The organism is Bacillus sp. AFS073361, from assembly GCF_002567005.1.
GTDB lineage: Bacteria > Bacillota > Bacilli > Bacillales > Cytobacillaceae > Neobacillus.
Map to the genome: position 1 here is coordinate 1 of NZ_NUZU01000047.1, position 12,550 is coordinate 12,550.

General features: G+C 37.8%; 7 protein-coding genes and 1 pseudogene. 7 read left to right on the forward strand and 1 reads right to left on the reverse strand.

Features of this window, described 5'->3' with window-relative positions:
• Positions 1 to 34: 34 nt before the first annotated feature.
• Entirely contained in the window at positions 35 to 1,369 is a 1,335-nt protein-coding gene (locus COJ96_RS24210) for a glycosyltransferase family 2 protein (protein ID WP_098576367.1), read from the reverse strand.
• Positions 1,370 to 1,683: 314 nt separating this feature from the next.
• Here COJ96_RS24210 and COJ96_RS24215 point away from each other — a divergent pair, with 314 nt between their 5' ends.
• The 7 genes and pseudogenes from COJ96_RS24215 to COJ96_RS24245 all read left to right on the forward strand — a co-directional run bounded on the left by COJ96_RS24215 (position 1,684) and on the right by COJ96_RS24245 (position 12,534).
• The gene (locus tag COJ96_RS24215; RefSeq protein ID WP_098576392.1) at positions 1,684 to 4,809 is read left to right on the forward strand and encodes a CDP-glycerol glycerophosphotransferase family protein; all 3,126 of its coding nucleotides are present in this window, start codon (positions 1,684 to 1,686) and stop codon (positions 4,807 to 4,809) included.
• 53 nt (positions 4,810 to 4,862) lie between these two features.
• Positions 4,863 to 5,747 (forward strand): UTP--glucose-1-phosphate uridylyltransferase GalU, encoded by an 885-nt coding sequence (galU, locus tag COJ96_RS24220; protein ID WP_098576368.1) that lies wholly within the window; start codon positions 4,863 to 4,865, stop codon positions 5,745 to 5,747.
• Between the two features lie 81 nt (positions 5,748 to 5,828).
• Positions 5,829 to 7,004: pseudogene (locus COJ96_RS24225) on the forward strand (CDP-glycerol glycerophosphotransferase family protein); the annotation flags it as partial.
• A 319-nt stretch (positions 7,005 to 7,323) separates the two neighbouring features.
• Complete coding sequence (locus COJ96_RS24230; protein ID WP_098576369.1) at positions 7,324 to 9,648, forward strand: SH3 domain-containing protein; 2,325 nt, start codon at positions 7,324 to 7,326, stop codon at positions 9,646 to 9,648.
• 218 nt (positions 9,649 to 9,866) lie between these two features.
• Positions 9,867 to 10,265 (forward strand): glycerol-3-phosphate cytidylyltransferase, encoded by a 399-nt coding sequence (gene tagD, locus COJ96_RS24235; protein ID WP_098576370.1) that lies wholly within the window; start codon positions 9,867 to 9,869, stop codon positions 10,263 to 10,265.
• Positions 10,246 to 11,454: a CDP-glycerol glycerophosphotransferase family protein gene (locus tag COJ96_RS24240; RefSeq protein ID WP_251458254.1), complete on the forward strand. Its 1,209-nt coding sequence runs from the start codon at positions 10,246 to 10,248 to the stop codon at positions 11,452 to 11,454. Before tagD ends, COJ96_RS24240 begins: the two co-directional genes overlap by 20 nt.
• Before the next feature lie 249 nt (positions 11,455 to 11,703).
• Positions 11,704 to 12,534, forward strand: coding sequence for an ABC transporter permease (locus tag COJ96_RS24245; protein WP_098576371.1), 831 nt, complete (start codon positions 11,704 to 11,706; stop codon positions 12,532 to 12,534).
• The last annotated feature ends 16 nt before the right edge of the window (positions 12,535 to 12,550 follow it).

Below are 12,550 nucleotides of genomic sequence, written 5' to 3' on the forward strand. Positions count from 1 at the left end.
TTTATAATTCGGGCTTACGATTCTTCGTTATGTATCACTCTACTCCTTCTTTTAAGTTTACCTCGTTCAATAAATACCTTTTTCCACTTTCCGTTTCTATCCCAAATCTGAATTTACTCCGATAGAAGGGCAAAGTGGTTTCAAAACCAGCATGCTCGTAGTTTCGGACAACGGTTCCCCAGATGATCCGCAGTTTTCCTGGAATTTCGGCTTTTGGCAAATACGTGATCTTGTCTTTCGTCTGGATAAACAGCCGATCATTTTCCTTCATAAAATAGACTTTATTCATGAAGTGACCTTTTATTGTCCACTTTAATGCACGGTGATGACATTCAGTTATGACAACTTTCTGTTTTTCAATCTTCTTGGGACTTATATTTTCTTTGTACGGCCAGCCATTTTCACTTAGGTTTAACAAATAGGTTTTATAATAAAAAGGCATGTCCTGTTCCTTGATGTATTTCTGATCAAACAGTTGAATTAACTTCACAAATTCCTCGAAAAACTCATCTTGTTCTTCTTTGGTTAACACTTCAAAGATTATCGGGTTGTTCTTTGGAAAAAGATACAACCGAATATGGTACGTGATTAAAAACTGCACATAAGGGAGGATCTCGTTATAACGGCTCTTTGATTCGTTAATCAACGTTAAATAACAACGTCTAATCATTTCCGTGTATCGTGATTTTTGATACCAAGCATTACTAACAAGTGAATCCTCATCGACACGTCGGCGGTAATGATATTTTGCTTCCGAGACTACCCCATATTGCTTGTGCTCTAATAAAAAGGTATTGATAAAGAGGGCGTCCTCCCAAAATTTGATGTCGGTTTGAAATCGCAAATCCGGATTAGTTAGGAAATGTTTCGCTTTAAAAAAGCATCCGCCAATATGAAAATGAATCCCCGTATACTCCTCGAGAATATGGATAACACGGTCTCCTTGCTCAAAACGATAGTTCAATCTGTGCGGAGTATCGATTCGTTCAAAATGGTAGAGGGGAATCACAGCTAGTTGTATTTCAGAATGCCGCGAAAAAAAAGAACCCACTTTTTCAAGTGTATCCTCAGACAGAAGATCATCGGCATCTAGGAAACCAATATAATCTGAATGTGGTGATACATGATCAAAACCGGTATTCCTTGCACTGCCAGGACCGGCATTTTCACGGTAAATATATTTAATATTATTAGGATATTGTTTGACGTAGTTTTGACATATAACTTTTGATTGATCGGTACTGCCGTCATCAACAAGAATTATTTCGACATTTTGTTTAAAGTCAACTGTTTGATGGATAAGGCTTTCAATCGCTTCTTGTACATATTTCTCTGCATTATAGACAGGAATGATCATCGAAAAAAGCATGTGGTAACTGCCCCTTAACTGTATTTGTGATAGGTATTGTATTCATTATAGTAGAGTGTCTGGATGAGTACAATATTCCTTGTAATCAGAATTCAACAATCTCGCAACAACTGCTAGTTATTATTACACTACGAACAATATTGGAAGTTCTTTATCAAGCAAATGGATGACCAGGAAATTCTGATAACCATTTGCTTTTTTGTTGTTTAGAAAAAGTAGATGGTCAGCTCCGTACATATAAAGCACCAAAAATGGTAAGAATAACTAATAAAAAATTAGAAGAAAGTGAACTGGTAAGGGAGCTGTAGATGTTCATGAATAAAAAGATTTTAAAAAGAAGAATTAAATTTATTTTCGGACCCCTCTATAATTATGTTAGAAAGGCCAATCATCGCAGAAATTTTCAGTATAGAAGATTTTATGAAAAATCAAAGGTGAGGGACCATACTATACTTTATGAAAGCAGGGACGGAAAAAGTGTAACCGATAGCCCATATGCTATTTTTAAATACCTCTTACATCACCCCGAATTTCAGCATTTTAAACATATTTGGTCAATCCATCATGTGAAAGAGTTAGAAAGCGTGATCGCCAACTATAAAGACTTGAAAAATGTGATATTTGTGAAACGGAATTCAAAGGAATATCTTAAGTGGTTAGCCACGAGCAAGTACTTGATTAATAATTCTACCTTTCAGCCTTTTTTTATTCCCAAAAAAGAGCAAGTCTATATTAATACCTGGCATGGGACTCCGTTAAAAAGAATGGGATTTGATATCCCTGGAAATCCAGCCCACTCGCAGAATGTAGTGAGGAATTTTCTTAGTGCGGATTATCTCTTAAGTCCCAATGACCATACAACCAAAATGTTTCTTAATAGTTATAAACTAAACGGACTATATAATGGAGAAATTATTCAAGAAGGCTATCCAAGAATAGATCTAACCTATCATACTGATGCAGATAGATTTCATTCTTTACTAACTCGATTAGGGCTAGAAATCGATAAAAATAAACAGACGATTCTGTATGCACCTACATGGAAAGGGACAAATGTATCAAAAGCAAAAAATGATATGTTCCAAATCATTAGTGAAATGACCTATTTGAGGCAAAAGGTAGGAAACGAGTATAACCTTTTAATCAAAGTTCATCCCTTTTTGTATAATCAAGCGAAGAAATTTACTGAAATTAAAGAGATCTTAGTTCCGGACTTTGTAGATACTAACGAGCTGTTAAGTACTGTGGATCTTTTAATCACCGATTACTCGAGTATCTTTTTTGATTACCTTGTAACAGGTAAACCAATCTTATTCTATATTTGGGATTATGACGATTACCAGGAAGAAAGAGGTATGTATTTATCCGAGGATGAACTACCAGGACCTACGCTCTTTACCATCGAAGAAGTGGCTGACGCCGTTCAAGATATTAATAAAATAAGTGATAGCTATCGCCCTGTCTATCAGGCAGCAAAAAACAAATTCACATCACATGATGATGGAAAGGTGACGGCAAGAATCGTCCAATACGTCTTTAACCAGGAAAAGACTCCAATCAATATCATTAATCAATTGGACCGGGAAAAAAAGAAAATCCTTATTTATCCGGGGGGGTTGCAAAACAATGGCATTACCTCATCCTTTATCAATCTAGTCGACAATATTGACTATAGTAAGTTTGATGTTAGTATTTTCATGAAATCACCAAAATCGAAAGAAAGCTTAAATAATATCGCAAAGGTAAATAAGAATGCTAGGTTCTTGTTTCGAAATGGATTAGAAGTACATAGTCTTTTTGAAGTGTATCGGGATAAATTTGTTCATAATCGAGGAGCACATAGTAAAGTGACCAAAAAACTTTACCCAGAAAACGCCTATAAGCGGGAATACAACAGAATATCAGGTCGGGCACAATTTGATTATGCTATTGATTTTAGTGGTTACAGTCTGTATTGGGCCAAATATTTGCTTGCTTCCGATGCAAAGAAAAAAATCTGTTATATGCATAATGACATCCGTTCGGATAGTGAAAAGGTCATAAATGGGCGCCGGCCCCATCGAATAAATTTACGGGGCCTCTTTTCCGTCTATGATCGGTTTGACAAACTGGTAAGTGTATCACCAGCAACAATGGAGCTAAACAGAAGTAATTTGGCGGAATTTGCTGAGGAATTTAAATTTGATTTTGTTATGAACTCGATTAATCCAGAGAAAATTCTGAGACTAGGGAATGAAGAATGGACAGAAAGTATAACGAAATCGATAATCAATGAGGTTATCGCTGAAGACCAAATCATCAGTAATACGGTCTTTAAAGCAAGTGCAAGGATCACGAATCCGAAAAACGAGGTAATCTGGAACAGACCACCTGTCGTAAGCGGAGCAGCTGAAGTGGCACCAGCTCTGAAATACCTAAACGAGGAAGTCGCCATTTTACGAGAGGTGCAAACAAAGTCTACTAATTATTATAAATTTAGTATCGATGACCGGATCGTTGGCTGGCTTGACCAAGGATGTTTTGAATTGCTGCCAGATCGTGTCTTATTACATACGCCCGTGCAGAAATTAGCGATTATTTCTCATGGAAATAGATATGACATTTGGAGTATGCCCTATAATCTAGAAGGAACAGAGAAAGTCGCTTCTGGCAAGGATTATAAAGGTCGATTGGTCGATGTAGATGAAGAAGCAAGAACACAGCAAGGAATCTATAGCCGGCTTTCTATCAAGGGAACCATGATTGGCTGGATTGATTCGTCGGCATTGACGATTGTTCGGGAATATGATGGAAGGAAACAACTTCATTCCAAGATCCATCCTCCGTTGTATAAAATGCTCCATTCGAAAAAATACAAACTAGTGGTTCCAACTATAATAGAAGAAAAACTTGAAACGATTGAAGAAACAGTGATCCCTCCTCAGCCGGTTGCAGAAAATTATAATTTCATTACGATGGGACGATTATCCCCTGAAAAAGGCCAGGATAACTTGATTAAGGCCTTCAGTCAATTTCAGCAGAAATTCCCCAATTCAAAGTTGTATATTCTAGGTGAAGGTCCGTTAAGGAATGACTTGGAGAATTTGATTGCGGAATTGGAGCTATCAGATTCTGTATACTTGATGGGCCAATTAGAGAACCCATTTATATTAATGAAGAAATGCGATTGTTTTGTTCTTTCCTCCCATTATGAGGGCCAGCCAATGGTGTTACTAGAGGCGATGACTCATGGGATGAAAATCATAGCGACAGATATTGTTGCGAATCGAAATGTATTGGAAAATGGGCGGTATGGGTTATTAGTTGAAAATAGCATTGAAGGGCTGGAAAAAGGTCTCACTCAATTGGCGGGAAATGAGCTGGATATTAAGCTTGATGAATTTATTCCAGAAGAATACAATAAAAAGGCAATGGCATCGTTTTATCAAATATTAGATTGATGCAGAAATTTAGAATGGATCATAATTTGAATACGAAATAAGGAGACATAAAAATGAGTAAAGTCAAAAAGGCGATTATTCCAGCAGCGGGATTGGGCACAAGGTTTTTACCTGCTACGAAAGCAATGCCGAAGGAAATGCTGCCAATCGTTGATAAACCAACGATTCAATATATTGTGGAAGAAGCAATCGAATCAGGAATTGAAGATATTATCATCGTAACCGGTAAAGGGAAAAGAGCCATCGAAGATCACTTTGACAGCGCATTTGAACTGGAAGAAAATTTAGCTCGTAAAGAGAAGTTCGAGCTCCTCGAAGAAGTTCGTAAGCCCGGGAATGTTGATATACATTACATAAGACAAAAAGAGCCAAGAGGGTTAGGGCATGCGATTTGGTGTGCGAGAAAGTTCATTGGCAATGAGCCATTTGCGGTGTTATTAGGGGATGATATTGTCCAAGCAAAGGTGCCTTCGTTGAAGCAGTTAATGGACATATATGATAAAGTAGGTTCTTCTGTTATTGGGGTGCAGCCTGTTCCAATGGCAGAAACAAACCGCTACGGGATTATTGATCCGAGCCGGCAAGATGGACGCATGTATGAGGTAAGAAACTTTGTTGAAAAGCCGCCCGTCGAGTTAGCGCCATCAAATCTTGCCATTTTGGGAAGATATATTTTAACACCTGAGATTTTTGATCTCCTTGAAAATCAAGAAACAGGATCAGGTGGTGAAATTCAACTGACAGATGCGATTCAACGCTTGAATAGTATTCAAGATGTTTTTGCCTATGACTTTGAAGGAATCCGCTATGATGTTGGTGAGAAATTTGGTTTTATTAAGACAACGATTGAAATGGCTTTAAGCAGAGAGGAACTAAGGGAACAATTGCTTGAGTACCTAGTGAAACTGGTGAATCAAGAAGTGAAAATGAATAAATAGGTTTTTGAGTAAACACGAGGCTGCTTTTTTTAATGCAGCCCTTTCAGTGTTTCTTCTTCAACGGTTAGGAGCGCGGTTTTATTGGTATCATCCGTGAAAAAGTTAGTAATAGCAGGATACAAATGGTTATTTCAGTTGGTTTCACTTTTCCCGCCACAGAAAAAATTAATTATGTTTGAAAGCTTTCTTGGCAAGCAATACAGTTGTAATCCTCGGGCGATTTACGAATACCTGCAAAGAAATCATCCGGAATATGAACTTATTTGGAGTGTCGATCCCCGGTTTGAAAAAGGCTTTGTTGAGAAAGGAATTCCGTATGCCCGACGCTTTTCGGTAAAATGGCTGTTTTTGATGGCGAGGGCAAGGTTTTGGGTAACTAATAGCCGGATGCCCTTGTGGATTCCGAAGCCAAAGCAGACCATTTACTTGCAAACATGGCATGGGACCCCCTTGAAAAAGCTGGCCCATGATATGAAAGAAGTGCTCATGGCAGGGACAACGACGGAGCAGTATAAGCAAGAATTTTATCTTGAATCACGGAACTGGGATTATTTAATTTCTCCCAATCGGTATTCAACAGAAATATTTAAGCGTGCCTTTAAATTCGATAAAGAAATGATTGAATCGGGTTATCCACGAAATGATATTTTTTATAAAGATGATCGTGACGATCGTGCCAAGGAATTTAAGCAGAAGCATCAACTTCCTGAGGATAAAAAGGTGATCCTTTATGCCCCGACGTGGCGCGACAATCAATTTCATCAAGAAGGTAAATATAAGCTTGATTTGCAGTTGGATTTGGAAAAACTTAAACAAGAACTCGGGGATGAATATATTATCATTCTCCGGATGCATTATCTAGTCGCTGAAAACTTTGACTTGGAGGCGTATAAAGGCTTTGCTTGGGACTTTTCCAAGCATGAGGACATCCGAGAACTATATTTAATCAGTGATTTACTGATTACGGATTATTCGTCTGTATTTTTTGATTATGCGAATTTGAAACGGCCGATGATATTCTTTACCTACGATCTTGAGGAATATAAGGACGATATAAGAGGTTTTTACTTTAATTTTGAAGAAAAAGCACCAGGACCGCTCGTCGAAACAACTGAAGAAGTGATTGCTGCTATTAAAGACCAAGGCAATCCTACGGTATCAAATGAACGGATGAATGATTTTTATCAACAGTTTTGTTACCTAGAAGATGGGCATGCGGCAGAAAGAGTGGTCAATGAAGTCATTTTAAAAAATTGAAAATAAACGGATCGAAAACACCCAAGGTTGAAATTTGGGTGTTTTTGTCATTTTATCCCACAAGGACAGTGATAGTTTACAAATTCTCCGAAGAATCTCCCTAATTCTCATGAGTAAATCGACCTATTTTTTCGAATTGCAACAAGTATTTATTGGAAACTATTTAAAATTAAGAGGATATCAGCGATAATAGGAATTGATAACGTTATATTTTCTCAGATTTAATGGGAGGATGCAACTTTCGTCATAATTTGAGTTTTTTTATATTTATAGAAAAATTAGAAATGCAGCATCCAAAATCCGACAGGGAGGTGTGTCAATGAGAAATATCGGGAAAGTTCTTCTCTTATCTACTAGTTTATTAGTAGGAGAGGTTGTCACTCCAATTATTCCATCAAAGGTGCAACTTGCCTATGCCGCCAGCACTATAAAATTAGCAAATATCAGTTACCAAACGACTGACAATGTTAATTTGCGAACGGGTCCTTCGACAAAATATAAAGCAATCCTTCAGGTCCCTAAATCAAAAACGATCACTGCCACTGAACAAAAAGGCACCTGGGTAAAGGTTTCGTACCAATATACCCTAAAAGGGAAGAAAGTCGTCCAAATAGGTTGGGTTAGCGCCTCTTATATCAAGAAAATTTCTACAGCACCAAAAACGGTTAAATTTGCAAAAACAACGTATCAGACCACCGATAATGTTAACATCCGCTCAGGAGCCAGCACGAGATATAAAACATTACTTTCAATCCCAAAGGGTAAGACCATCACAAGCGCGGAGAAAATAACGGATTGGTATAAGGTGACCTACACCTATTCCTCTAAAGGGAAAAATGTAACAACTACTGGATGGGTAAAAGGAACTTTTTTAAAGGAATACTATAAATATAGTGCAATAAGCGGAGGCTATTATTTTACAAAAAAAACCGTAAAGCTATATTCTACTCCTGATACAAAGAAGAGTGCGGTATACAGCCTCGCAAGCGGAAACGGACTTTATTCTGCTTATCAAGCAGTAAATAGCGTCGGCCAGGTCTGGTATCGGGTCTCTTATAATGGAAAAACACTTTATGTTTATAGCGGGGATGTAAGCAAGGCCACGATAACATCCTTTGCGGCCGCGGACTATCAAGCCAAACTAGATACCTATTTGTACGCATCCTATGGAAAAACCTATACAAAACTAGTAAAAATACCAAAACAAGCAATTATTTCTTCTAAGCAAAGAATCGGAGATTGGTATAAAGTCTCCTATAACGGGAAATCTGGCTATGTCTATGGCGGCGATATTTCGAAATATGCTAAGCCTGCCGAGACACCCGACAAGGGAGGAACTGACAACGGTGGGGTAAACATTCCTCCAACCGATACCATTGCCGAGCAAGCCATAACGAAGACAACTTATGCGGTTATGGATCAATTAAATGTTAGACAAGCTGCGGCGACAACAGCTGCCATTTTAACCTCGATTCCTAAAGGAACAATCATTATTCCAACCAGCAAGACGTCTAATGGCTGGTATAAGGTCAGCTATGCCGGGAAAAGCGGCTACGTATTTGGCACGTACCTTCAACAGGTGATAACGGGTGATCCAATGGGCACGAGGGATACCTATCAGTTTATTGATTTAAGAACTCAATCTCCTGTTAAGGCAAGTCAAATTAATAATTATATTGCTGGCTATGTAAAAAATACGGGGAAGCCGAGTATTTTGACGAATAAAGGACAGGTATTTATTGATGCCGGGCGAAAGTATGGGGTCAATCCACTTTACTTGGCAGCCCATGCCATTCATGAGAGTGCCTATGGAACCTCTAGCATTTCGATTACCAAGAACAACTTATTTGGCTTTGGTGCCTATGATGCAGCGCCATTTGTAGCTGCCTATCGTTTTGCTAGTGTAGAGTTGTGTATTGATTTTATTGCCCGTGAAATGAAATCTACGTACTTAAATCCAGCTAATTGGAAGTTTCAAGGGGCATATCTGGGTTTTGGTACCACATCATTAACGAATGCAAGAATTGATGCTAGTAGTGAGGGCATGAACTTCTTTTATGCTACTGATCCGTATTGGGGTAAAGCAATCAGCCAGCATATGGAAAAGATTCTTTCCTATGATAAAGCCTATTATGCAAAGGCAGATCCCGATGCCAATATCCCTCAAAGGCCGTTAATTCCTGCTGGCGGAGATAAGTTTCCCGCTGATATCGTCGCCATTGCTACCATCCCTGCAAATAAACAAATTGTTCTAAATAGTAAAAAGGGCGTACATGATGCAGTGAAAACGATGAAAAGAGGAACCTCCTTTACTGTCCTGGAAAAAACTAATGACTTTTGGCTGCGGGTGAAAGTGGACAATAAAGAATACTGGACCAATGATGTAGACTTTAGCAACTATAAAAATTACATATCTGTTCAAAATCTAGGGAGAGTGACAGTTTCGGAGTTAAATATCCGAACCGGGCCATCCACATCCAATTCCTCGCTAGGAAAGCTGCCGTTAAATGATTATGTTTCTCTTATCATGAAAGCAGATGGCACAGTAACGATGGATGGGACGAAAACATGGTATCAAGTGAAAACAGCCAATGGAAGCAAAGGCTGGGTTAGTAAAATGTATATTACTCAGGAACTGAAATAGTGTTAGAGGCTGACTTGTTCACCAAGTCAGCTTTTTCAATAAACTTAAGTAATTAATGGTATTTTGTTGGAAATTATTCAGTTCTTATTTGAATTTTAAGTTTGATAGTCTTATAATGATTTGGTGAAGTCAACTACATTAAAAATGAAAAATAATTTTTGATTTTGAATAAATATTGCCGCGTTTTCCGAATACTAATAGCAGGAGGAGTTACTCTTATGAAAAAGGTGTTAACATATGGAACATTTGATTTATTACATTTTGGTCATATAAATTTACTTAGCCGTGCCAAAGACTTAGGAGATTATTTAGTTGTTGGTCTATCCACAGATGAATTCAATAAAGGCAAGAATAAACAAGCTTACCACAGCTTTGAAAACAGAAAGTTAATTTTAGAATCCATTCGTTTTGTGGATGAAGTGATTCCTGAAAATACTTGGGACCAAAAAATTCAAGACGTGATCAAACATGAAATTGATGTTTTTGTGATGGGTGATGATTGGAAAGGCAAATTTGACTTTCTTAAAGAATATTGTGAAGTGGTTTACCTGCCAAGAACAATCGGGATTTCTACTTCACAAATAAAAGAAGATTTAAATGCTGTCACAAATGGTTAGGGAACTAGCCATTTGTTTTTATTTATTTGTCTTTAAGTGCCTGTTTTCCATCTTTAGTCTGTGGCCGCTAAGAAACAAAACCACGTTTGTGGTTAGTTTTGGTGATAACACCCAGTATGTGTATGAAGAAATTCGCAGGCAGCACATTTTAACTGATGTGGTGTTTCTCTGCGAACAAAAGGTGTTCCCTAAATTTAAGGATGTTCAAGAGGCCACAACTATTCTCTTTGAAGCGAAACATATCATGAATTGGCTGAAAGCGGTATTTCATATAGCCACTTCCCGCCATATTTTTATTGATAACTACTTTGGCTTTCTAGCTGCCGTAACCTTTAAAAAAGAAGTCAAGTGTATTCAGTTATGGCATGCCTCGGGGGCGATGAAAAAGTTCGGTCTGGAAGATGAATCGATTAAAACGAGAACCGATCGTGCGAGAGAGCGTTTTTTACAGGTATACAGGAAATTTGATCGAGTAATAGCCGGCTCGGATGTGATGACAGAGATTTTTATGAAGTCTTTTAACCTCAAAAAGGAGAATATCCTGCCGACAGGCGTCCCAAGAACTGATTTCTTCTATAATGAAGAGGCAAAACGAAAAGCAATCGACACCTTACTACATCAACATCCTAGCTTGAGAGCTAAAAAAATTATTCTCTATGCTCCTACTTATCGAGACCATGAGTTAGAACACTTTAACCTTGTCTTAGAGGTTGAAAAAATGGCACATGAGTTAGGACAAGACTATCGGTTAATTCTCAGGTTACATCCGGCAATTGTTCACAAGGATGAGTATGTCCTGCGATACTCAGATTTCGTTGTTGACCTTTCCTCAAGTCAGTATGATATTAATGAACTACTGGTTGCCGCTGATTATTTGATTACTGATTATTCGTCGATTCCCTACGATTTTTCAATCTTACATAAACCGATCATCTTTTTCGCCTACGATTTAGATGAGTATAAAGAACATCGTGGTCTAATGGAAGGATTTGAAGACAACTTACCAGGACCGCTTGTCAAAGATACCCAATCAATTATTGACCTTATTCAAAACAACCGCTTCGACCTTAGCCTTGTCGAATATTATGCAGAAAAATGGAACCAATATTCTAAAGGCTGTTCAAGCCAAAACCTTGTGCAGTACATATTTGCTGAAGAGAGTTTTAAGGCAAAGAGTACTGGGTATTAATTTAATGGCTGTGTTAAAGAATAATGTCGATTTTGGCAATCTGTTGATTGCAGTGGAAGGCACGNNGGCACGCCCGCGGAAAGCGATGTGCCTGTAACGGAAATCAACAGACAAATTTAACACAGCCAATTTAATAAATATGACAAGCTTCGATATTTTCATGTCGAAGCTTTGTTTTTATTATGTCCCTTTGGAGAAATTAATGTATAATGAACAAGGTTATTATTAGCGATAGGAAGGACAATTTTCATGAAATCGATGATTACGATTGTAAAGGAACAAATCAGTTCCTTTTACCTGATCCTGAGGTTATCTGCCTTTGAACTAAAGAGTGCGAATACGAATAATTATCTCGGCAGATTTTGGGAAATACTGAATCCAATGATTCAGTTGACCATATATTGGTTTGTATTTGGAGCCGGAATTCGGAAAGGCCGAGAGGTTCCGATGGAAAATGGTATCGATGTTCCGTTTTTTATTTGGATGGTCACAGGAATGATTGTCTGGTTCTTTGTGAATCCAGCTATTTCTGCTTCTTCTAGGTCTATCTATTCTAGAATACAATTGATCTCGAAAATGAGTTTTCCCATGAGTGCCATTCCATCATTTGTGATTATGGCAAATTTTTATACCCACCTAATGTTAGTGGTTGTAGTTACTATTTTTTTACAATTTACCGATTTTAAACTAACGGTATATTTTGTTCAATTACCATATTTTATGCTGGCAACCTTACTATTTTTATTAGGACTTGCACTAGTGACGTCCACTCTCTCAACAATTGTCAGGGATGTACAGCAGGTGGTCCAGTCCATATTAAAAATGCTGTTGTATGTTACTCCTTTTTTATGGCATGTTGATGATTTGGTGATAAATGGAATTGATTATGCCTTTTTATTAAAAATAAATCCTTTATACTATATTGTAGAGGGCTACAGGGCAGCCTTACTTGGTACAACGTGGTATCCGCTTGAATACCCGGAATATACTTTATATTTCTGGATAACTGTCATTGGATTATTCATGATTGGAGCTGTCTTGCATTTAAAATTTAGAAATCGCTTTGTGGATTACTTGTAAATAGGTGGTGAATCCA